We start from the raw sequence: 22,346 nt of genomic DNA on the forward strand, positions 1-22,346 counted from the left end.
TTAGCACATTCGTGCCGCACCGGCCCTCTCCCCCACCCGGCCACCCCACGATAGTAGCCTATGGGTGGCCGGGTGGGGGAGAGGGCCGGTGCGGCTGCAAAAATGCGCCCTTCGGCGCATTTTTCAAAAGACCCCTTACCCGGTGGGCGCGATCCGCCCGGCCGGCTCCGCCTCGCTGTTCACGGCCTCGCGGCACTCTTCCTCATGCACCGGCACCAGCAGCTTGGCCTTGCGCCAGCCGCCATGGGCATAGACGAGGAACGCCAGCAGCAGCGACACGAACGACCCCGCCGGGAAGCTGAACCACAGCGCGTCCGGCCCGATCAGCGGATAACCGACATAATAAAAGCCGATCCGCACCACGAACAGGGTGAAGATCAGGATGATGAGCGGCTTTACCACCACGCCATTGGCGCGCATCACGCCAAACAGGATCATGGTGCAGCCAAAGGCCAGGAAGCTCCAGCTCACCCGCAACTGCATGTGCCAGGCTTCGGCCATCACCGCGCTGTTATTGCCCAGGAACAGGCTCAGCAGCGGCTCGTGGAACGCCAGCATTACCGCGACCATCGTGCCGGTGATCAGCAATTGATAGCCGATGCCGACCCCTGTGATCCGGCTGATCCGGTCCCACCGGCCCGCCCCCACATTCTGCGCCGCCATGGCGCTGACCGCCGCGCCCATCGCCATTGCCGGCATCTGGAGATAGGTCCATAGCTGTTGCGACGCGCCATAGGCCGCCGTCACCGCCAGCCCTTCGCGATTGACGAGGCCGATCATCACCAGCCCCGACGCCGACATGACGATCATTTGCAGCCCCATAGGCAACCCCTTGCCCAGCAGCACCCGCATCTGGTCGGCGGCGGGACGGAGATAGGCAAGCTCCGGGCCGCGCAACCGCAGCGGCAGATCCCTGGCATAGCTATAGGCGATGATGCCGATCAGGCTGATAAAGCCCGCCAGCGCCGTCGCGGTCGCGGACCCGGCGATGCCCATGGCGGGAAACGGCCCCAGCCCCAGGATCAGCACAGGATTGAGAATCAGGTCGACGCCCACGCTGACGATCATGAAAATGAGCGGCGTGCGGGCGTCCCCCACCCCGCGCAGGCCCATCATCATCATCACCGACAACAGGGTGGCGGGCATGGCGATGAAGATGACGCGCAGATAGACCAGCGCCATGTCATAGGCTTCCGCCGGGGTCGCCAGCACCCGCAGCAAAGCGGGCGCGCCCAGCCAGCCTGCGGTCGAAACGACGACCGCCAGCCCCATGCAGAAACCGACCGCCGATCCAAACGCGCGCCGCGCCGCATCGACATCCCGCTGCCCCATCGACTGGCCGATCATGACGGTGGCCGCCATGCCAAATCCGAACACGACGGAGAACATCAGGAACATGATGATATTGGCGTTGGCCGTCGCCGCCAGCGCCTGCGGCCCCAGAAAGCGCCCGACCCAGATCGCATTGATCGAACCGTTGAGGGACTGGAGGATGTTCGACGCCAGCGTGGGAATGGCAAACAGCAACAGCGTGGACGCGATCGGCCCCTGCGTCAGGTCTTTTCCGCCCGCTGTGCTCGCTGCCATGTTCGTTCCTCAGCCCACCCAATCGAACGGAGGATGGAACCCTCCACCCCCGTTCGCCCTGAGCCTGTCGAAGGGCCGTCCTTCTTGAAGGAAAGGACAAGGCTTCGACAGGCTCAGCCCGAACGGGTCTATATTCTGCTACGCCAGACTACTCACTTACCCCAGCCGGTCCAGCGCTGCTTTCAGCCGTTCGGCCTCGGCGCTCTTTTCGGCATGGTCCTCGCGGGCCTTGGCCACCGCTTCGGGCTTGGCCTTCTCAACGAAGCTGGGGTTGGACAGCCGGCCGCCCAGCGCGTCGCGCTCCTTCTCCGCGGCGGCCAGCGCCTTGGCGAGCCGCGCTTTTTCCGCCGCGATGTCGATCACGCCTTCCAGCGGCAGGATGAAGGTCGCCTCATCCACCACGATCTGCGCCGCGCCGCCTGCGGGTGGCTCGCCAAAGGTCAGGCTTTCGATCCGCCCCAGCCGCGCCAGCGCCGCGCCCTGCCGGTCGAGGCGACGATGCGTCTCTTCCGATCCGTCGCGCACCACCATGGGCAGCTTCGCGCCGGGCGGCACATTCAGTTCGGTGCGCCCGGTGCGGATCGCGCTGACCAGCCGGATCAGCCAGTCAATCTCCGCCTGAGCCTCCGTATCCACCGCCGCCAGCGCCCTAGGCCATTGCGCGACGATCAGCGCGCTCGCGCGGTCGCCGGTCAGGTGCCATAACTCTTCGGTGATGAATGGCATGAACGGGTGCAGCATCACCAAAATCTGGTCGAACGCCCATCCGGCGACGGCGCGCGTTTCGTCATCCATCGCGCCCTTGGTCAGTTCGATATACCAGTCGCAAAACTGGTCCCAGACGAAATGATAGATGGCGTTGGCCGCCGCATCGAAACGCAGGTCGGCGAGCGCCGTGTCGATCGCCTGCACGGTGGCCACCGTCTCCGCGATGATCCAGCGATTGACCGGCAGGGTGGCGGCGGGCGCATCGATGCTGGTCGACGCCGTGACACCGTTCGACTGAAGGAAGCGCGCGGCGTTCCACAGCTTGGTCGCGAAGTTGCGATACCCCTCGACCCGCTTCTCGTCCATCTTCACGTCGCGGCCCTGGCTCTCCATCGCGCTCATGAAGAAGCGCAGGGCGTCCGCGCCATATGTGTCGATCAGGCCCAGTGGATCGACGACATTGCCCTTGGACTTGGACATTTTCTGCCCGTCCGCCGCACGAACAAGGCCGTGGAGATAGAGTTTGCGCCATGGCACGTCCCCCATGAACTCCATCCCCTGCATCGCCATCCGCGCGTCCCAGAAGAACAGGATGTCGAAGCCGGAAATCAGCAGATCATTGGGGTAATGGCGGGAGACGAGCGATTGACTCCCCTTTTCCTGTGCACCATCCGGCCAGCCCAGCGTCCCAAATGGCCACAGCGCCGAGGAGAACCAGGTGTCGAGGACGTCGGAATCGCGGGTCAGCTTCCTGTTGCCAGCCATAGCCTGCGCTTCGGCTTCGGTCTCTGCCACATAGGATGCGCCATCCTCGTCGAACCACGCTGGAATCTGATGGCCCCACCACAACTGCCGGGACACACACCAGGGCTGGATATTCTCCATCCAGTTGAAGAAGGTCTTTTCCCACGTCTTGGGGACGATCTCGATCCGCCCGTCGCGCACCGCCTGCATCGGCGCGACGGCCAGCTTGGCGGCGTCGACATACCATTGGTCGGTCAGCCAGGGTTCGATCACCACGCCGGAGCGGTCGCCAAACGGCGTCTGGATGACGCGCGGCTCAAAGTCCGCGGCGACATCCTCGCCTTCCTTGTTCTTCGTGACATGCGGCACCAGGAAGCCCAGCGCCTTCATCTCGGCCACTACCGCCTCACGCGCGCCGTCCACGCCATCGCGCTTGAAGCGGTGCAGGCCCAGATAGGCGTCGGGCACCAGACCGTCCACCGTCTGCACGACATTGGCATCCGCATCGAACATGTTGAGCATCGCGCCAGCGGCGATCCCGGCGCGCTTGCCGACCTCGAAATCGTTGAAATCATGCCCCGGCGTGATCTTGACCGCGCCCGATCCCAGTTCGGGGTCGGCATAATCGTCGCCAACGATCCGCAAGCGCCGTCCGGTGATCGGCTGCAATATCTCCTTGCCGATCACGCTGCGATAGCGCGCATCGTCGGGATGGACCGCGACCGCCATATCCGCCAGCATCGTTTCGGGCCGCGTCGTCGCGACCACGATATGATCGCTCCCGTCCGCCAGTGTCACGCCATCGGCCAGCGGATATTTGAAGCGCCAGAAGCCGCCCTGCGTCTCCTTCGTCTCCACCTCAAGATCGGAAATGGCCGAACGGAAATGCGGGTCCCAGTTGACCAGCCTTTTGTCGCGATAGAGCAGGCCGCGCTGGTGCAGTTCCACGAACACCTTGACCACGGCCTTGCTGAAATGCGGGTCCATGGTGAATTGTTCACGGCTCCAGTCCATCGAACAGCCCAGCCGCCGCAGCTGGCCGGTGATCGTGCCGCCGCTTTCCTGCTTCCATTCCCACACTTTGGCGATGAATTCGTCCCGCGTGTAATCGGTGCGCTTCTCGCCGCGCGCATTCATCTGCCGCTCGACCACCATCTGGGTCGCGATGCCCGCATGGTCGGTGCCGACCACCCACAGCGCATCCTTGCCGCGCAGCCGCTCGTAACGGATCATGATGTCCTGCAACGTATTGTCGAGCGCATGGCCGATATGCAGGCTGCCGGTCACGTTTGGCGGCGGATTGACGATCGTATAGGGCTGCGCGTCCGGCCGTTCGGGGCGGAACAGGCCGTTCGTCTCCCAATGCTTGTACCAGCGGGCTTCGATATCGGCGGGGTCGAATGTCTTGGGCAGATCGGTCATGGAAGCGCCCTTAATGGCCCTTCCCGTTCCATTCCAGCCGAAAGATCAGCCCAGCCAGCGCCAAATGCCCGCAGGCCAGCCAGTCAGCGGTATATGCGCCCAGGTCGCAACCAACCAAAGGACCGTTCCCCCTGCCAGCGCATGCAGACCGAAATGCCCGAAACGCGCCCGTCCAGCCAGGATGGCGGCGAACGGCCAATAGCTGGTCCGCGATTCCCACAGCGGCCACGAATCAGGGGTCAATGCCGCTTTCTTGCTGTCCTGCAGAGCAGCGCCCACCAGCGACAGGATGATGATCGCCACGGACAGGATGATGTTGGCGATGACGGGATAGACCAGAATATGCGCCACGCCCCACAGCGCGATGGCCCACATCATGGGGTGGCGGGTGATGGCAAACACGCCCCTGGCTTCGGCGGGCACCATGGCGCTGCCATCAGGCGCGGGCAAGGCGGGGTTGCCGACCAGCGACCCCAGCAGCAGGATCGACGCGATCAGCATGATGACCGTCACCAGCGCCCACAGGCCGTCCCCCACCGGCCACAGCATGGGCGTGACCGGCGCGGCACGATAGGCCAGGATCATCCAGATCAGCGTCGCCGCCGCTACCAGCGAATAGAGGCCCAGAAAGCCTTTTTCCCCCAGACGCGACACCAGCGGCGCGCGCAGCGGATGCGACATCAGGAAATGCGTTCCGACAAACGCCGTCGCCGCGATCAACAGCATCATATCGCCATGCCCCCAGCCATGCCAAGCCAGGGGCAGCATATCATGATTGGAACAATCGCGTCAGTCGTCGAACAAAGGAAAAATCAGCGCGCGGTGATGCGGGCGATTTCCTTGGCCACCATATCCTCGACCAAGGCCGGCAGGCGGGCGTCCAGCCATTCCTTCAGCATCGGCTTCAGCATCGACCGGACCAGCCCGTCGAGCGTATTGTCGGCACCCTCGGGCGCGGCGATCAGCATGGAGGACAAGGCGGACAGCGAGTGGCGCGCGGCGACTTCGCTTTCGACCGACAGGATCGACTCATCCGCCGGGGCTGCGGGCTTGGCCGCGGGCGTCGCCTTCGCGGCAGCTTTGGGAGCGGGCATCACATCCTCCACCACGACCTCATCGGTCAGTTCCAGCACCTCGTCGACCAGCGGCGCGAAGGATACGGGGGCCGGTTCGTCAGGCGTGCCAGTTTCGATCACGGGCTTGGGCGCGGCGTCAGCCCGCCCGCGACGCGGCGCCGCCTGTACTGCCTCCTCGCCTTCCTCGGCGATGATCCGCTTGATGGACGAGAGTATCTCTTCCATCGACGGTTCCTTTGTCATGTCGCCCATGCCGTCCCCTGACTATCGGCCCCGCAATCACAGCCCCTTATGGCTGTTGTGCCGTTTCGGGACTCACATTGGCGTTTTGTGGCAGCGTGTCAACGGTGCGCGTGGCGACCGGCATGGGCGCTGCACCATAGTCCCAGTCGAACCATTTGCCCTTCACCCGGTCATAATTGACCATCGGATCGTAGAGCGTGCCGCTGGCCAGCCCCAAATCGTCCGCTTCGGCATGGCCCATCGCGGCGAGCAGGCTGAAGCCGGCGACATAGGCGTTGCGCCGCGCCGACACCAGCTGGACGCGGGCGTTGAGCGCTTCCTGCTCGGCATTGAGAATGTCGAGAATGGTGCGGCTGCCGACCGAATTTTCGGCCCGCACGCCTTCCAGCGACAGCGATGCCGCCTCGACCGCCTTCTGGTTCGAATCGATCGTCTGGAGCGACGCCTGCCAGCTGGCATAGGCGGCGCGCGTCTGTGCGATCACACCGCGCTCGATCTCGATCTCCTGTTCGATCGCCTGCGATTCGAGTGCCTGGGTCTGGCGCACCTGCGCGGCCGGACGACCGCCTTGATATAGCGGGATGGTCAGCTGCACGCCCGCGACGGCCTGCTTGTTGATCTGCGGCCCTTCGACCGCATTGCCATTGGCGTCGAGCGCGGTGCTGTCGAGCGAATGGAGATAATTGGTGTAGCCCGCCTGGGTGAAGGCCGACACGCGCGGCAGCACGCCGCCCTTCGCCGCCTTCGCGTCATAATGGCGCGCCTCGCGCTGCTTCTGCGCCGCCAATATGTCCGCATTGTCGCGCAGGGCCACCTGCACGGCGGTCTCCGGGTTGGCGGGCAGACCCGGCAATTGCGGCGGCGGTTCCAGATTGTCGGGCGCCTCGCCGACCAGCGCAATGTAATTTTCCCGGCTGGTGATCAGGTTGGACTGGGCGATCTGGAGGTCGGACCGGGCCAGCGCCAGCCGCGATTCGGACTGGGCAACGTCGGTGCGGGTCAGGTCGCCCACCTCGAACCGGTCGTTCGTCGCCTGCAGGTTGACGTCCAGCACCTTCACATTGGCCTGGTTGAGCGCCACGATGGCGCTGTCGCGGATCACGTCCATATAGGCCGCGACCGTCTGCGAAAACACGCTTGCTTCGGTGCCGCGCAGGTTAGCCTGACCGGCGGCGACGCGGGTCTTGGCGGCCTTCACGCCATTGCGAACGGTCCCGCCGGAATAGATCGGCACATTCAATTGCGCCTGCGCATTCACGGTGCGCTGCGGCGCGGTGAAGCTGATCGTGGGCTTCAGGATGCTTTCGCTATAGCTGCCGCTCACGTCGGCCGCGGGACGCCCGTTCGCCTTCTGGAGCGGCACATTCTCGTCCGTTGCACGCTGCCCCGCGCGCGCGCCAGTCAGCGTCGGGTTGGACGCATAAGCCTTCGCCAGCGCCCCCTGCAGCGTTTCGGCCATGGCCGGACCGGCCAGGCAAGAGGATAGCAACAGCAAGGCTGTAGCGGTGGTCCGCCGGAAATTAGGTCGCTTTGCTGTCATGATCCCCGTCTCAAAAAACGAATCGCTCCGGTGCGGCAAAGCCCGGCAGCACCACCATCTCAATATCCGCGACGCTGGCCAGGCCCAGCACGCCCGCGACGACCCGGCCACTCGCCAGCCGGGTGACGCCGCGTTCGATCAGGCCCGTGACGACCCGCGCCCCATCGCCAAGCTGCCCAACGAGCGCGGCGGGCACTTCCGCCACCGCGCCGTCGATAAACAGCAGATCATAAGGCGCACCAGCGGGCGATCCGGCATTGAGCGGACCACGCACCACGCTCACGCCGGCAATGTCCGGCCCGCCCTCTTCCTCGATCGCCGTCACCTGCGCGCCCAATGCGGCCAGCAAGGCGGCGCTGTAGCCGGTCGCCGCGCCGATCAGCAGCACCTTGTCGCCGGGCGCAACCTTCGCCTCGGTCAGCAGGCGCCCCGTCACCAGCGGCGGGTTCAGCGCACGGCCGCCGCTCAGCGGGATCGGGCGATCGACATAGGTCATGGCGCGGCGTTCGGCCGGGACATAATCCTCACGCGGCACGCTCGCCATCGCGGCGATCACGCGCGGATCGTCCACGTCGCTGGTACGCAACTGGCTTTCGACCATGGCGGTCCGCATCGAAGAAAAATTCTGCTCGGTCACGATCATTCTCGCTTGGTCGATTGGACTTGGCACAACTGTATTGGTAATGCAATACAGCAAGGGGATCAACGGACCTCTAAATCAGCGCGCAGGCCACGCCAAGCGGCTTTGCACGGCAAAGGACCAGAATCTTGCGCCCACTGCCCGATCCGCCGCTTGACTTTGCAACCAAAGCCGCACATTTGCGGCGTCCACCGCGACGGATGGCCCGATGGCGGAGTGGTTACGCAGAGGACTGCAAATCCTTGCACGCCGGTTCGATTCCGGCTCGGGCCTCCAAAATCCTATCTGGCGACGTCTGCCAACAGTTGAAAAATCCCTGATTTCCGGTAGCTTATAAGCATTCGCTGATTGTCAGTGGATGCCCTTGCTTGCCTGCAATCGAGGCCCCCAATGGCGCTAACCGATACCGCTATCCGTAATGCCAAGCCTGCAGGTAAGCCTTACAAGGTTACTGACTCCCCAGACTTGTATTCGCTCGTCAATCCAAGCGGCAGCAAGCTGTGGCGAATCAAATACCGTTTCGACGGCGTGGAGCGGAAACTGTCGATAGGGGCGTATCCCGAGATTACGCTGGCCTAGGCGCGCGCCGCCAGGGATGCGGCGGCACAAGCACATAGTCCTGTGCGGGCGCATAGAAGGCGCGATTGCCGCCGACACGGAAGTCGATGCCGCTGGCCGCGGTCACCTCCTCGGCGACCGGCACGATCTGGCGTTCGGGCAAGGGGGCCGGATCGGACGCGAGGCCGGGGCGCAGTCCCTCGCACTGCGCGACGTTGAACACGGTGAAGCGTTTCAGGAAGGGAATGGACTTGGCGTCGCCGCCGGTTTCGACGGCGCGGACCTTTTCGGCCTCGGGAGTGAAGCGGTCGGCATAGACGGCGGCGGTGCCGCGCTCGCCCTTGCGGGCGCAGCCGCCTGCCTCAAGCGCCTGTTTGAAGGTAAGCCAACCCTGCGAGGGATAGCCCTACTCAATGACTGCGCCCCACAGGATAAGGACGTTCACGCCAGAGTAACGGCGCGCGGTAAGGGCGTTGCGCGGCAGGCCGGGACTGATCGCGCTGCCATCACCATCGGGATGCCCCCAAGGCTGAACCCACGGAACGCGGCCCGCCTCAAGCTCGGCAATGATCTTGGCGGTCACCTCGTCATAGAGGTTGACGCGCGAAGGGTCGGCGTCCATCCGGCCTTCTACCGGGGTGGCAGTTCCATCGCTCGACGCCTTGAGTCTCCGGCCCTTGCCGCGCGCGGGCAGTCGTGGGAGCACGCATCATTCACCTCCTGCACCGCCCCAAAACCACCATGGCCTCCCCCGGAAGCGGGGGTGGGCGGCAAGATGCGAACCGAAGAGGACCGCTTGAGCGGCGCCGGCACCCAGAGGGCCGGAACGTCAGTGGAGGAGCCGGGCGCAGCACGGCTTGCCGGGGACGCGAGTGGGCATAGCGGGGAGCGCCGCCCACTCCCGCGCCACCGGGAGAGGCCTCCAACAGCGCCGCCGCGCAAGCGGCGACTGCAGCGCTTCCCGACGGCGGAGCCGCTGCCAACGAAAGAATGGCCCCCGGCCGGCGCGGTCGGGTCAGCGGTGCAGGGTCGGGATCCGCAGGCCAAGGCGGCACTTGTCGCCAGCCTTGCGAAACCGGGCGCACCGCCCGACCGAGAGGACGGAGTGCCTGCGGGGCCGCCACCGGGCGCCGCACCCTGTCCGGCGGCGCAGCCGTCCGGCAGTGTGCGTCCTCAGCCCCACTCCATCAGGTCAGCGGACGCTGACCCGCGCCAGCCGATCGTTACCGCGAGGCCGAGACCCGGCGACGGGGCTCGGCGGCGAGAAGCCTGGCTTCGAGCCGTAGAGCGCGGTCGCGCCGCTTCACCGGCGCGAGGCGTTTGCTTCCCACCTAGTTGCGAACCTTTCGGTATCTTCTTTGCGATCCTGAAATCAGTCGTTCCCCGTGCCGCCGTTTTGGCGGGAACAGACCCTTCCTGAACGCGCAGCGGTCGATTTTGACTTCCTAGGTGCAGACCGTCGGCTATTCCGGCTGTGGCCGACCAGAGCCGGCTGAGGAACGACCGATCCGGACAGGAGCTGCCGTTCGCGCCGTTGCCTGTTACGCTTTGTCAGTCGCGGGGCCGTAAGCCCGTGGGGCGATCGACGCTGGCGACGCAGCACATGGTTGGCGGGACGGCAGGACGGCAACGCCGGCGCATCCCACTCAGGCGCGTGGATCGACCTCGACGATCCATGTGACACCGAAGCGGTCGGTCAGCATACCGTAGAGCGGCGACCAGGCAGACGGTCCAATCGGCTGCAGGATCGTCGCCCCCATGGCCAGTGCGTTCCAGCGCTGGTGGATCTCGTCGATCGATGATCCCCGTAGCGAAACGTAGAAGGCGTTCGCGCCTGCGTCATAGTCTTGCCCCGCCCGCACGTCGAACGCCATGATCTGGAAACCGTCATCGCTGATGACCTGGCCCCAGATGACGTGGTCCGGAGAATCAGCAAGCTGTGGCTGCCCCATTGCGCCGTAGGTCATCAGCATCTGTTCGCCACCGAATACCTGTTTGTAGAAATCCAAGGCCGCGCGGGCCTGACCACGAAAATTAAGATGCGTCGTGACAGCAAAGGGCATGTTTCAACTCCTGGTTGTTCGGCGGCGCTCGATTTTGCCGTCCGAATCCCGCATAGCGGCCCCCAACTGCCAATTTCCGTCAGTAGGCCTATGTCGCGCTCTGCTCGTCTCCTTCGGCTGCTTCACGCGATGCGTATCTTGGCAGCACCGATCACTGCGGCGCGTCTGGCGGAAGAGATGGGCGTCTCGCCGCGATCGCTCTACCGCGATATCGATGCGCTTCGCAGCGCCGGTGCGCGGATCGAGGGCGAGCGCGGTTATGGCTATCGCCTTCTGGAAGATCCGGCGTTGCCGCCGCAGATGCTCGATCAGGATGAAATCGAGGTGCTTGCACTCGGTCTGGCCGAGGTCCGTGCCTGGGGCGATCCGGCGCTGGCGCATGCTGCGGATTCCGTCCTCGCCAAAATCGGCGCGACCCTGCCCGACGAACGGGAACGGCAGTTGCTCCATGCGATTACGCAGGTATTTCGCCCAGAGCCGCATTACGTCCCAACCCTCGATCTTGCCCCCTTGCGGGCTGCGTGCTGGAAGGAGCACGGGGTCGATATCCGCTATGTCGATGGCTGTGTGACGACAGTTATGTTGGCCGCCTGACGACAAACGAGATGGCCGGATCGTGATACATTTGTGTCAGCTTTGCCCCCTGCGATCGCAGGGGGCAAAGCTGATGCCAGGTGAGTGGATCACGGACCGCCAGTACAGGCGGTATATGGAACGTAAACAGCAGGGTGACACGCAGGTCCTGGCGGCGAGCCGGGCAGGGATTAGTGAACGCAGCGCGCGCCGGATCAGCGCGGCAGCATCATTACCAAGCCAGTGTCGCAAAGCGCGTGGACGGACGCGGCTAGACCCGCTTGCGGATGTGTGGGACGAGATTGTCGTGCCGATGCTGCGCCAGGTGCCAATGCTTCGTGCAACGAGCGTGATGGAGGAGCTGGATCGTGAACATCCTGGTCGGCTGCATGAGCGTCATCTACGCACCTTGCAGCGACGGATTGCGACCTGGCGCGCGAGCGAAGGTCCTGAACGCGAAGTCATCTTCCGGCAGGAGCATCCGCCTGGTTATCAGTCGCTATGTGATTTTACCGAGCCGGCAGATTTCGACGTAACTATCGACGGCTTGCCGTTTGATCATCTGCTTTTCCATTTCTGGCTGGCCTTTTCAGGCTGGCAGTATGTCAAGGTGATCGAAGGCGGCGAGAGCTTTACCGCGCTTACCGAAGGGATGCAGGAGGCGCTTTGGCAGTTGGGCGGCACGCCAGCGACCAACCGCACCGATCGCTTGTCGGCAGCGTACCGCAACCTTTCCCCGCACGATGACGCTGCAGCCGGGTACCAGGCATTTTGTGACCATTACGGCATCGAGCCGACCCGCAACAATGCCGGCGTCAGCCATGAGAACGGTTCGGTCGAGGCCGCGCATGGCCATCTCAAGCGGTCACTGCGCGAAGGGCTGGCCTTGCGCGGATCGCGTGATTTTGCCGATGTCGCTGCCTATCAGGCCTTCATCAGCGAGCATGTGGCTCGGCGCAATGCGCGCCGTCGTGGAGAGGTTGCGCTCGAGTTGGCGCAGATGAAGCCGCTGCCCAGCTTCAAGACGACAGACTTCAGCCTGGCAACCGTGACCGTGACGCGAACGTCGACGATCGCTGTACGCGATGTCCTCTATACGGTGCCCTCTCGCTTGATTGGCTCCCGGCTGCGGGTTCATATCTATGACGGTCGGCTCGTTTGCTATCTGGGCAACACACAAGTGCTGACACTGCCGCGACGCCGGCGTAACGCGCAGGGGCCAACCCATGTGGTCGATTATCGCCACATCATTGGGTCACTCGTCAAAAAGCCGCAGGCATTTCGCCGCTCGGTGCTGCGCGATGGCATGTTCCCGCGCGAGGTCTTTCGCCGCACCTGGGATATCCTTGATGCAACGCTGGAGCCTCGGCGCGCCTGTCGCGTCTATGTCGGCCTGTTGCATCTGGCAGCGACGCATGCCTGCGAAGCGCTGCTTGCCGATCATCTCGAGGCCGTACTGGCGGCAGGTGACTTGCCCGATGTCGAGGTCGCGCGAGCCGCTGTGGCGCCACCGCCAAGCGCATCGCCTGATGTCAGCATCAAGCAGACTGACCTGACCATCTATGATTCTCTCTTCCAGCATCAGGAGACCCCCGATGTCCAAGCCTTCTAATGACATTATGATCGACGCCGCCCGCCTTCCAGTGATGTTGTCGAGCCTACGGCTGCCAAGCTTTGGTCAGCACTGGCAGGGCTTTGCCGCACGCGCAGACCGCGAAGACTGGGGCGCTGCCCGGTATCTGGCAGCATTATGCGAACATGAGATCGCCGATCGTGATGCCCGTCGTATCGCCCGACACCTGGCAGAGGCGGGCTTGCCACGAGGCAAGACTTTCTCGACCTTTGATTTTGCCGCTGTCCCTACCATTCGCAAAGCCCATGTCATGGCGCTCGCCGATGGCGACGCCTGGCTCGACCAAGGCGCCAATATCCTGTGTTTTGGTCCCTCGGGCACCGGCAAGAGCCACGCGGCAGCCGCAATCGGGCATGCGCTCGTCGAGGGTGGCCGCCGGGTTCTGTTCATTCGTACCACCGACATGGTCCAGAAGCTCCAGGCTGCGCGGCGCGACCTGTCGCTGCCGGCCATGATCGCCAAGTTCGATCGGTTCGACTGCTTGATCCTCGATGATCTTGGCTATGCCAGCAAGGATCAGGCCGAGACCAGTGTCCTGTTCGAGCTCATCGCCGAACGCTATGAACGCCGATCGCTCATCGTCACCTGCAACCAGCCTTTCTCAGAATGGGGGCAGATTTTTCCAAACGCCGCCATGACGATCGCTGCCGTCGACCGCCTCGTCCATCATGCCACCATCCTCGAGTTCAACGCCGAGAGCTATCGCCGCCGGACGGCCGCCAAAAATGCCCAGCTCACACCGTAAGTGTCGCGGACTGTGTCGCAGGGTAATTGTCGTCGACAGTTGTCGTCGCGCCAGCATCGCGTCATGCTATTGCCATGTTCGCACCCGACGACATCATCATCCAGGCCGATATCCATATTGTCGATATCCAGCCTGTCATCAGCCGCCGGTTCGAGCTTCCCGGCAACCTCAACCTGGCTCAGCTCCATGAGGTGATACAGGCCTCGTTCGAATGGACCGACAGCCACCTTCATCAGTTCGATATCGGCGGCCTGACTTATGGTGCTCCCGAGTTCGACGAAGGAGACTGGTCTGATCGTCGCACCTTCGAAGCAAGCGACGTCCGCCTGTGTGACTTTGCAACCTATGGTCCAGCGCCGCTCATCATCTTCTACGAATATGATTTCGGCGACAGCTGGATGCATGTCATCGAACTCACCCGCAAAGCAAAAGAACCAGGCGTCAAATATCCGCGCTGTGTCGCCGGATCGCGCCGCGCGCCGCCCGAGGACGTCGGAGGCCCCTCTGGCTACTTCGATTTTCTCGAAGCTTGGCACGACACCCGCCACCAAGACCATAAAGATATGCGTCGATGGGCTGGAAGGACCTTCAACCCCGAACGCTTCAACCTCGACGTCAACAATAAGGCCATCGCCAAAGCCATCAGGCATTCAAAAGGCAGCTATCGCTTTCGTTTCGAACCATGAAATCCGGCCATCTCGTTTGTCGTCACCCGGCTACCGAATTTGTCGTTGCACAGATGGCGATGGCGCCACGAGCGACAGGGCGATCCTCCCGCTTGCGCTGTTCTACACCGAGACGTGCGTGACCGCTCTCAGTTGGTGCTGCCTGCGCGAGGACTTCCGAATGTTCCGGACCGATCGCATGATCGAAATCCGTCCGAACGGCACGAGCTTTCGTCCGCGTCGGGTGCCGTTACTCCGTGACTATCTGGAGCAGCTGCGCATGCGGCGCGTGGCTCGATCCAATCGGAGCTGAAAGCTGGGCGTTGGATTTTACTCATCATGAACGCCCCTTAACCAAGGCGTGTTCGGGGCGGCGACGTGAAAAACCGAAATTCCCAATGATCCGGCAAACACGTGCGGTGGCAGACGTCCAAAGCACTTCGTTCAACGGCGTTGCAGCAGACGTCCAGATTGGACGAAAGCCGCCGCTCGGCGGTCAGATTGCTCGGTAAGCGAACATGCTGGTCTCATACGGGAAGGCGACCTCCCGGCCTCCGGCCAGTTCCGCAGTTCCGTCAATCAAGTCCTGCACTTCCCGCTCGACCGCATGCCGTTCGATCGCGGGCAGACCGGCGATGAAGCTCACCGACATTGTGCGTTTGAGAACGACCTGTTCAGGCGAACCAATATGGTAGTTGCGCACGTGCCGATCACCGATGAACTCGAAACCCGGAGCGGGGAACGCCTTCCGCCAAGCGCCGGTTCGGTATCGCGGCGTGTCGCCTTCGCGGCGATCGGTGATCAGGGAGAGCGCAGCGACCCATGGGACACTCTCGTCGCGCCCATTCCAGATGAGGCCTAGCGTCCCGCCTGGCACCAGCACGCGACGCATTTCCGCGACCGCTTCGACGGTCGCAAACCAGTGAAATGCTTGCGCACAGACGACTACATCTACCGAGGCGTCCGGCAGAGGGATGGCGTCAGCCGAACCGGCCACAGCAGTCACATCTGGAAAGGACCGGACCAGCAGCTCCCGCATCTCGGTGATCGGTTCGACCGCAATGATGGTCCCGCCCGCTTCTTGCAGCGTAGGGATGAACTTGCCGGTTCCAGCGCCGATCTCTACGATCTTCTTGCCCGGAGCGGCCCCCAGGACGTCGCGCAACCATTCGATCGCTTCCGGCGGATATCCCGGCCGGCCGGCGACATAGTCTTGGGCACCCGAATGGTAGCCTTGGGATTTCTCGTGAACCGACATGGGAACCATCCCTAAATATAACTGCAGCCGAAATCAGGAATGGACGCTTCTGCACCCCCGGAGCGAAGGCGCGCAAGTCATGCTGACGTTGTCCCGCGCCGGTCTTGGATCGCCGGCACGGGACAACCATCAACACGCCTGGGAGAGAGTGACGGCGTCCGAACCAGCGGGGAAGTGGAGTTGGCTTCCAGTATCGTGGACGGCGTTCCAGACGCCCTCAGCTACGTCACTTTCTTTGGTTGTCAGCGCGGGTTTTCCGAACGCCTCGATGATGGGGCCGGCGAAGTCGGCGTAGTCGGCGGGGATGAGCTGATCGAAAGGAATGATCGCATTGGCGCCGAAATTCGTGGTCGGCGCGTAACCGGGTTCGACCAGCTTCGTGCGGATACCAAAATGTGCGAGCTCATGTGCAAGCGAGCCCGTGAAGCCTTCGATCGCCTGCTTGCTGGCCGTGTAGGCAGCCGCCAAGGGGAACGCCCCAAGCGTGACGCTCGACGTGACGTTGACAATCGTGCCCGAACGGCGCTCGCGCATCTGTGGTATGACCGCCTGGCACATGGCCATTACGCCGATCGTGTTGGTCTCGATAAGCTGCCGCACCAGCGACATTGGCGTCACCTCAAACGCACCCACGGCGCCGACGCCGGCATTGTTGACGAGCACGTCGATCGAGCCAGCCACTTCGATCAATGCTGCGATACTTGTGTCGCTGGTGACGTCCAGCGGCAACACCCGGAGTCGAGCGGGATCGCCATTGAAAGACGCGGTGTCGGGGCGCCGCATCGTGGCGATAACATTCCAGCCATTGGACAGGAAATGCTCTGCGATGGCCTTGCCGTACCCGGAAGAGGTGCCGGTGATGAGAATTGTTCTGGTCATAGCCTGTCTCCGCGTGGTCGATGACGAATTGATAGACTAGAGCGAAACGACGATATATAATCAGATATCCAGTTTTAATTATGGATCGTCCAAATGGACCCTTTGAGTGACGTCATCGCCCTGCTTCGCCCAAGTGCAGCCCTATCCAAGCCCATCTCAGGTAAGGGGCGGTGGGGCGTAGAGTACGCGGCGCATGACGCCCCTGGCTTCTCGATCATCCTCGCTGGCGAAGCGTGGTTGACCTTGCATGGCCATGAGCCACTGCAGTTGGGTCGGGGTGATTTTCTGCTACTTCCGACGACGCCGCCCTTCTCTCTTAGCAGTGAGAAGCGGATGTCTTGCGCTCCGGTTGCACCGCGCAATGAAGCGGTGCGGCATGGCGAACAAGAGGGCGAGCCAGACTTTGTTGCTATGGGGGGCAGTTTCACGTTTGAGCGCGTCAACGCGCCGCTGTTGCTCAGTTTGCTGCCCAGGCAAATCTACATTCCCGCGTCGGCGGGACGTGCGACCCGATTTGGTCGCTTGATTGAACTGCTGGCGGAGGAGTGCGCGACAGACTATCCGGGGAAGGAACTGATCATCCAGCGCATGCTGGAGGTACTCCTCGTAGAGGCGCTCCGCTGGCAAAGCATTGAAGGCCAAGGAGTCACTGCAGGATTGCTCAATGGCATGAAGGATCCCTCCCTCGTGCGGGCGATCCAGGCGATGCATTCTGATGTCCGTGCCAGTTGGACGGTTGCCGGCCTCGCCAGCATCGCCGGCATGTCGCGGTCGGCATTCTCAGCCAGGTTTGGCGAAACGATCGGATGCGCGCCGATCGAATATCTGGCGCGCTGGAGAATGGCGATCGCCAAAGAAGCGTTGGTAAGCGGGGTCAAAACGCTCGATCGCATTGCTGCTGATATTGGCTACGAGTCGGCCAGCGCATTCAGCACCGCTTTTCGCAAGCGCTTGGGATGTCCACCGGGCCAGTTTGCGCGAATGAGTGCATGATCACGAATTTCGCAATGCCGTTATGCGGCCCTGCCAGGATCCGCTTGATGGTACGGAACGTCCAGTTCACGACCTTCAGTTGCTGTGCTGTGGAGGACCGTCTGTGCCGAAAGCTGCCATCAGATGACGGAGCTTGTCGGGATTACGAACTATATAGATCGCTGCGATCCGGCCATCGCGCACGTCGAGCGCGGTGGTCTGCAGCACGTCGCCACGATCGATACTGATGTAGCCGGGCAAGCCGTTGATCGTCGCTGTCCGCAGGAGCGTAGGCGCTGACGTGTACTTCCGACGCAGCCCGGCGAAGAGGCGAAGCGCTCGCTCGATGCCACGCACCACATTGCGGAAGGCAATCACCTTACCGCCGCCATCGGAATGAATTTCAACTTCGCGCGCCAGCATCGCAGACAATGCGACTGTGTCACCGTCGCGGGCAGCAGCGAAGAAGGCGCGCGCGATCCGATCGGCCTCAGTTGCCTTAACCGCGAAACGCGGTCGCGCATGCTGAACGTGCTTGCGTGCGCGCGAGGCAAGCTGCCGGACGGCGGCTGGCTCGCGGTCCAATGTGGTCGCGACATCGGTGAGCGCCATATCGAACACGTCGTGGAGCAGGAACGCAGCACGCTCCAGAGGGGACAGACGCTCCATCGCGAGCATCAGTGTGAGCGTCACGTCATCGGCGATAGTCTCCTCATCCTCAGTTGTGCCCATCAACGGTTCCGGTAGCCACGCACCTACATATGTCTCCCGACGCACGCGGGCGGACTTGAGCTGATCGAGGCAAAGCCGAGTGACGATGCGGGTCAGATAGGCTGCCGGCGTGTCAACGCTCTGCGTCGTCGCCGCCCAACGCAGCCACGCGTCCTGCAAGATATCTTCCGCCTCGCTGAGTGAACCAAGCATCCGATAGCCAAGACGCAACAGCCTTGGCCGCTCAGCTTCAAAATCGGCGAGACGTTCATCACTGTGCAGCAAGACTGTTCCCCGCCGAATGTGTTCGGTGACTGCGCTTGGCGTCGCGCCACGCCCAGAGGGCAAGGACGGTCGTCAATATAGCCGGTAATGTCACCGCAGGAAAATCCTGGGCCAATGCATTAGGACCGCAGATGCCGACCGCCACTTCCCAGAAATGGAACAGCGCATGTCCCGCAAGCCAGAGCGCGGCGGCGGACCACAGAGAAACGCGTGCCACGGGCCGGAAGACACCTGTGAGCATCGCGATTGCGACGAGCAAGAAGATCAGGCCTATGTCGCGCACGAAATGCTGGTTGAACGGACCGGTGGTGGTGACCCCGGGCACGGCGAAATACCAGTTTGCTGGTGAGATCAGCATAAACGCGCCGTTTACAGCGGATGCGAGACCAAGGACTGCGGCAAGTGTCAGCGGAAGGTGCCGACTCATACTGCGCTCTCCTGCGTTTCGGCGGCAAGCCACTCATCGAAGCGCGTGGGCGCGATCCTTGGATTTTCGTCCGGAACCAGCGAGCGGTCGTCGGCGGCCACGCCGAAATAGTCATGATCGGCGGTGACGCTGATCCGGCGCGGATCGTCGCGTGCCCCGAGCCAGCTGGCGGTAAACTCGGCCAGCGGCGCGCGCTCCGGTCCTGCCACTTCGATGATGCCACCGACCGGGGCGGCTGTGGCGATCTCGGCAAGAAGGGCCGAGACATCCGCTGCGGCGACCGGCTGGAGCGCGATGCCCGGCAGGTACACTATATTGTCCCGTGTGTAGCCATCCGCGATGGTGGATAGGAACTCGAAGAACTGCGTGGCGCGCACGATCGTGTACGGCATGCCGCTGCCGGCAATCAGATGCTCCTGTGCCAGCTTGGCGCGAAAATAACCCGATGCCTGAAGGCGATCAGTCCCCACGACCGAAAGTGCGATGACGTGACGCACTCCCGTATCGCGCGCTGCTTTCAGCAAGTTGGTTGTCGTGCCACGAAAGAAGGCGAGAGCAGCGTCGTCCTCGAAGGACGGGGCATTGCTGACATCGACCACGACGGCGGCATCATTCAGCGCTTGTGCCAGGCCGGCGCCGGTCAGCGCGTTGATGCCGGTGCTTGGTGAAGCGGCGACAACCTCATGACCCTTGGCGCGCAGCAATCCGACCAGGGGTCGACCTATCAGTCCGGTGCCGCCGATAATAACGATCTTCATGTCCATGTCTCCGATGCAAGCGTCTGCCTGCATGACGAGATGGCCGCCTCCGGTGTGACATGGGACGACCGCTCGAACGAAAAATATCTGAGCCATGATGTCACGTTACACCGGCGCACCTCGTCAAGTCCGCGAGCGCCGATGCTCGGCGCCAATGACGAGGAAAGCAGTATGACCGAGATGAAGCGTTTGAACTGGTCGGAAATCGCACCCGAGGGCGCCAAGGCTCTGTTCGGGATCCATCATTATGTGACAAGGAAGACGGAGCTTCCTGAAGAACTGATCCATCTGATCTTTCTAAGAGTGTCGCAAATCAACGGCTGCGCCCATTGCATCGATATGCACACCCGTGATCTGCTCAAGACCATGGCGATCGACAAGGTCTCGCTGGTCCCCGTCTGGGCGGAGGTGCCGCATCTGTTCTCCGACCAGTATCGAGCAGCGTTGGCATGGGCGGAGGAAGTGACCAATGTTAGCACGACCCATGCTTCGGACGAAGCCTATGCCGCTACCGCGGCCGTTTTTGCTGAAAAGGACTTGGTCGATCTCACGCTAGTGATCGCGGCAATGAACGCGTTCAATCGCCTCGGCGCGCCATTTCGCCTGCCGGTCGCCGCGAAGCCCTAGGATCGTAAGAGGGGGAGCATGCCCTTGCTTCCCCTTTCGACAGCACGCGACCAGACCATGCCGTTCAGCAGTAGGCGCTTCAATGTCCGGACACGCCGTAATCTGACATTGGCAAATATCTGACCGTCCAGACCCAAGCGTTCTACGATTCGGCGTTCCGCATCCCACTGCAGGACATCAAAGTTGGTCGGTGGAATGGGCATGGGAGACTGTCCAATTCGGCCAAGATCCAAGGGCTGCGGTGAACATGCCTGTGGTGCTTTGGCTTGACCGTCCCAAGGCACAAAAGGGATTCCAGTTCGTCCAAAATCACGCGGCCCTTGCCAGCCTGCGGAGTGCCTGAGGGGGCTGGCCGTATTGGCGCATGAAAGCCTCGCGCATGCGGCGCATGTCGACGAAGCCGCTTTCCCGCGCGATCTGGTCCAACGGGTGGCGCGTTTCTTCCAGCATCAGTCGCGCAGCCTCCAGCCGCATCTGCTCCACGGCCTTGGCCGGGGTCTGCCCGGTCTCCGCGCGAAAGGCGCGGGCGAACTGGCGCGGGGATAGCGCGGCAACCTCGGCCAGTTCGTCCACCGTCAGCGCGTTGGCAAGGTTGGCCTTGGCAAAGATAAGCGCCTTCTGGATGCGGTCGCTGCTCGGCGCGAGTTCCAGCAACTCGGAATGTTGCGACTGCCCGCCAGCGCGGCGATGATGCATGACCAGCCTCCGGGCAATCGCTCCCGCCATGTCACGGCCCATGTCCTTCTCGATAAGCGCGACGGCAAGGTCCAGCCCGGCGGTCAGCCCGGCCGAGGTCCAGACCGGCCCCTCGTTGATGAAGATCCGGTCGTCCTCCACCCGCACATCGGGAAAGGTCTCGCGCATCTGCCGGGCATAGGCCCAGTGCGTGGTGGCCCGCCGTCCCTCCAGCAAGCCCATTTGCCCCAGCAGGAAGGCCCCGGTGCACAAACCCGCCACCCTTCGCGACTCTCGGGCCATGGCGCGCAGCCTGTCCAGAGTCTCTTCATCCTGCTGCGGCGGCGGGACAAGGCCGGCCAGCAGCAGCAACGTATCCACCGGCCCGACATCGGCCAGCGGCGTGGTCGGCACGGCGAAGCCGCTTGATGACATGACCGGTCCGCCCTCAACCGAGGCGATGGACAGGGTGTAGAATGGCTCCCCCTTAACGGCGTTGGCCAGTTCGAAAGCGGCCTGCACCCCCAGTGCAAGAAACTGGAATCCGGGGGTCAGGACCATTGCAACGTGCGGCATTTCGGACTCCCGAAAGCATTTGTCAGAAAAACGTAGTTTCTACGTCATATCAGCCAAACACCGTTCCGTCCATAAGGTCCTTGTCGAGAGCGAAGGCGCTCTCACCGCAACGAAAGGACCTGACCCATGACCACCACCGCATCCAACCTCGGCACCGCTCTCATCACCGGCGCATCGACCGGGATCGGCGCAATCTACGCCGACCGCCTCGCCGCCCGCGGCTACGATCTGATCCTCGTGGCCCGCAACAAGGACAAGCTCCAGACCCTTGCCGCGCAGATTTCCGACAAGACCGGCCGCTCGGTCGAAGTGCTTGCCGCCGACCTCGCCGACGCCGCCGATGTAGCCCGAGTGGAACAGGTACTGCGTGAAGATGCCTCGATCACCGCGCTGGTCAACAATGCCGGGGTCGGCACGCACACCACGCTGCTTGAAAGCGATGTCGAGCGGATGGATGCGATGGTCCAGCTCAACGTTACCGCCCTGATGCGGCTCACCTATGCGGCGGTGCCCGGCTTTGTCGCCCGCGGCGGCGGCACGGTGATCAACATTGCCTCCATCGTCGCCGTGGCGCCCGAACTGCTCAACGGCGTCTATGGCGGCACCAAGGCCTTCGTGCAGGCCTTCACCACCTCGCTCAACCACGAACTGGCGGACAAGGGCGTGCGGGCCCAGGCCGTGCTGCCCGGCGCCACCCGCACCGACTTCTGGGCCAATGGCGGCCTGCCGGTCGAACACCTGCCGGAAGAAATCGTCATGGACGCCGCCGACATGGTCGATGCCGCGCTGGCCGGGCTGGACCAGGGCGAAACCAGCACGATCCCGGCCCTGCGTGACGCGCACCTCTGGACGGAGTTCGAAGCCGCTCGAGCCGCCCTTGGCCCGCAGCTGTCCGCCACCCGCTCGGCCCCGCGCTTTCACGTCGCGGCCTGAACCCTTCGCCTGCCTGTCTCTCTCAACCTTCTCCAAGCAAAAGGATAT

At 63.1% G+C, this 22,346-nt stretch carries 22 protein-coding genes, 1 tRNA gene and 1 pseudogene; 10 read left to right on the top strand and 14 right to left on the bottom strand.

Annotated elements, in window-relative coordinates:
* Positions 1–135: 135 nt before the first annotated feature.
* The 6 genes from FE851_RS10780 to FE851_RS10805 all read right to left on the bottom strand — a co-directional run bounded on the left by FE851_RS10780 (position 136) and on the right by FE851_RS10805 (position 7,963).
* The gene (locus FE851_RS10780) at positions 136–1,587 is read right to left on the bottom strand and encodes an MATE family efflux transporter (RefSeq protein WP_017181600.1); all 1,452 of its coding nucleotides are present in this window, start codon (positions 1,585–1,587) and stop codon (positions 136–138) included.
* 156 nt (positions 1,588–1,743) lie between these two features.
* On the bottom strand, positions 1,744–4,461 hold the full coding sequence (locus FE851_RS10785) for a valine--tRNA ligase (protein WP_145202311.1): 2,718 nt from the start codon (positions 4,459–4,461) through the stop codon (positions 1,744–1,746).
* Positions 4,462–4,506: 45 nt separating this feature from the next.
* Positions 4,507–5,229, bottom strand: a complete 723-nt coding sequence (locus FE851_RS10790; RefSeq protein WP_145202314.1) for an NnrU family protein — start codon at positions 5,227–5,229, stop codon at positions 4,507–4,509.
* A gap of 44 nt (positions 5,230–5,273) precedes the next feature.
* The gene (locus FE851_RS10795) at positions 5,274–5,789 is read right to left on the bottom strand and encodes a DUF2497 domain-containing protein (RefSeq protein ID WP_145202317.1); all 516 of its coding nucleotides are present in this window, start codon (positions 5,787–5,789) and stop codon (positions 5,274–5,276) included.
* Positions 5,790–5,826: 37 nt separating this feature from the next.
* Entirely contained in the window at positions 5,827–7,320 is a 1,494-nt protein-coding gene (locus tag FE851_RS10800; protein ID WP_409994483.1) for a TolC family outer membrane protein, read from the bottom strand.
* A 10-nt stretch (positions 7,321–7,330) separates the two neighbouring features.
* Positions 7,331–7,963: a protein-L-isoaspartate O-methyltransferase family protein gene (locus FE851_RS10805; protein WP_145202319.1), complete on the bottom strand. Its 633-nt coding sequence runs from the start codon at positions 7,961–7,963 to the stop codon at positions 7,331–7,333.
* 199 nt (positions 7,964–8,162) lie between these two features.
* Here FE851_RS10805 and FE851_RS10810 point away from each other — a divergent pair.
* Positions 8,163–8,236: transfer RNA gene (locus FE851_RS10810), tRNA-Cys, on the top strand.
* 114 nt (positions 8,237–8,350) lie between these two features.
* Entirely contained in the window at positions 8,351–8,539 is a 189-nt protein-coding gene (locus tag FE851_RS10815) for an Arm DNA-binding domain-containing protein (RefSeq protein WP_261370894.1), read from the top strand.
* A gap of 13 nt (positions 8,540–8,552) precedes the next feature.
* On the opposite strand, the pseudogene FE851_RS10820 reads toward FE851_RS10815, so the two are convergent.
* A pseudogene (locus tag FE851_RS10820) lies at positions 8,553–9,140 on the bottom strand (ArdC family protein); the annotation flags it as partial.
* 1,024 nt (positions 9,141–10,164) lie between these two features.
* On the bottom strand, positions 10,165–10,581 hold the full coding sequence (locus tag FE851_RS10825) for a VOC family protein (protein WP_145202321.1): 417 nt from the start codon (positions 10,579–10,581) through the stop codon (positions 10,165–10,167).
* A gap of 90 nt (positions 10,582–10,671) precedes the next feature.
* Between FE851_RS10825 and FE851_RS10830 the strand changes: the two genes are divergently transcribed.
* The 5 genes from FE851_RS10830 to FE851_RS27275 all read left to right on the top strand — a co-directional run bounded on the left by FE851_RS10830 (position 10,672) and on the right by FE851_RS27275 (position 14,510).
* Entirely contained in the window at positions 10,672–11,175 is a 504-nt protein-coding gene (locus FE851_RS10830; RefSeq protein WP_145202324.1) for a helix-turn-helix transcriptional regulator, read from the top strand.
* Positions 11,176–11,290: 115 nt separating this feature from the next.
* Complete coding sequence (gene istA, locus FE851_RS10835) at positions 11,291–12,766, top strand: IS21 family transposase (RefSeq protein WP_145202328.1); 1,476 nt, start codon at positions 11,291–11,293, stop codon at positions 12,764–12,766.
* Entirely contained in the window at positions 12,750–13,532 is a 783-nt protein-coding gene (gene istB / locus FE851_RS10840) for an IS21-like element helper ATPase IstB (RefSeq protein WP_145202331.1), read from the top strand. The genes istA and istB overlap by 17 nt, the downstream gene beginning before the upstream one ends.
* A 74-nt stretch (positions 13,533–13,606) precedes the next feature.
* Positions 13,607–14,218: a plasmid pRiA4b ORF-3 family protein gene (locus tag FE851_RS10845; protein WP_145202334.1), complete on the top strand. Its 612-nt coding sequence runs from the start codon at positions 13,607–13,609 to the stop codon at positions 14,216–14,218.
* A gap of 16 nt (positions 14,219–14,234) precedes the next feature.
* Positions 14,235–14,510: a WYL domain-containing protein gene (locus FE851_RS27275; protein WP_222422939.1), complete on the top strand. Its 276-nt coding sequence runs from the start codon at positions 14,235–14,237 to the stop codon at positions 14,508–14,510.
* 183 nt (positions 14,511–14,693) lie between these two features.
* Here FE851_RS27275 and FE851_RS10850 read toward each other — a convergent pair whose 3' ends face one another.
* Both FE851_RS10850 and FE851_RS10855 read right to left on the bottom strand, forming a co-directional pair.
* Entirely contained in the window at positions 14,694–15,455 is a 762-nt protein-coding gene (locus FE851_RS10850) for a class I SAM-dependent methyltransferase (RefSeq protein ID WP_145202337.1), read from the bottom strand.
* A 129-nt stretch (positions 15,456–15,584) separates the two neighbouring features.
* Complete coding sequence (locus FE851_RS10855) at positions 15,585–16,334, bottom strand: SDR family oxidoreductase (protein ID WP_145202340.1); 750 nt, start codon at positions 16,332–16,334, stop codon at positions 15,585–15,587.
* Between the two features lie 93 nt (positions 16,335–16,427).
* On the opposite strand from FE851_RS10855, the gene FE851_RS10860 reads away from it, so the two are divergent.
* The gene (locus FE851_RS10860) at positions 16,428–17,327 is read left to right on the top strand and encodes an AraC family transcriptional regulator (RefSeq protein WP_145202343.1); all 900 of its coding nucleotides are present in this window, start codon (positions 16,428–16,430) and stop codon (positions 17,325–17,327) included.
* A gap of 75 nt (positions 17,328–17,402) precedes the next feature.
* On the opposite strand, the gene FE851_RS10865 is transcribed toward FE851_RS10860, so the two are convergent.
* From FE851_RS10865 to FE851_RS10875, 3 genes are read right to left on the bottom strand one after another with little or no spacing between them, the layout of a single operon-like run.
* Positions 17,403–18,302: a sigma-70 family RNA polymerase sigma factor gene (locus FE851_RS10865; protein WP_145202346.1), complete on the bottom strand. Its 900-nt coding sequence runs from the start codon at positions 18,300–18,302 to the stop codon at positions 17,403–17,405.
* Positions 18,289–18,729, bottom strand: a complete 441-nt coding sequence (locus tag FE851_RS10870; RefSeq protein WP_145202349.1) for a hypothetical protein — start codon at positions 18,727–18,729, stop codon at positions 18,289–18,291. The genes FE851_RS10865 and FE851_RS10870 overlap by 14 nt, the downstream gene beginning before the upstream one ends.
* Positions 18,726–19,487: an SDR family oxidoreductase gene (locus FE851_RS10875; protein WP_145202352.1), complete on the bottom strand. Its 762-nt coding sequence runs from the start codon at positions 19,485–19,487 to the stop codon at positions 18,726–18,728. The genes FE851_RS10870 and FE851_RS10875 overlap by 4 nt, the downstream gene beginning before the upstream one ends.
* Positions 19,488–19,526: 39 nt before the next feature.
* Between FE851_RS10875 and FE851_RS10880 the strand changes: the two genes are divergently transcribed.
* Entirely contained in the window at positions 19,527–20,114 is a 588-nt protein-coding gene (locus tag FE851_RS10880) for a carboxymuconolactone decarboxylase family protein (protein WP_261370895.1), read from the top strand.
* A gap of 309 nt (positions 20,115–20,423) precedes the next feature.
* Here the strand turns inward: FE851_RS10880 and FE851_RS10885 are convergent, their stop codons facing one another.
* Positions 20,424–21,365 (bottom strand): GlxA family transcriptional regulator, encoded by a 942-nt coding sequence (locus tag FE851_RS10885; RefSeq protein WP_261370896.1) that lies wholly within the window; start codon positions 21,363–21,365, stop codon positions 20,424–20,426.
* Positions 21,366–21,491: 126 nt separating this feature from the next.
* On the opposite strand from FE851_RS10885, the gene FE851_RS10890 reads away from it, so the two are divergent.
* Complete coding sequence (locus FE851_RS10890) at positions 21,492–22,298, top strand: SDR family NAD(P)-dependent oxidoreductase (RefSeq protein WP_145202355.1); 807 nt, start codon at positions 21,492–21,494, stop codon at positions 22,296–22,298.
* The last annotated feature ends 48 nt before the right edge of the window (positions 22,299–22,346 follow it).

The sequence above is a fragment of the Sphingobium sp. B2 genome, assembly GCF_007693735.1.
GTDB classification, from domain to species: Bacteria; Pseudomonadota; Alphaproteobacteria; order Sphingomonadales; family Sphingomonadaceae; genus Sphingobium; species Sphingobium xenophagum.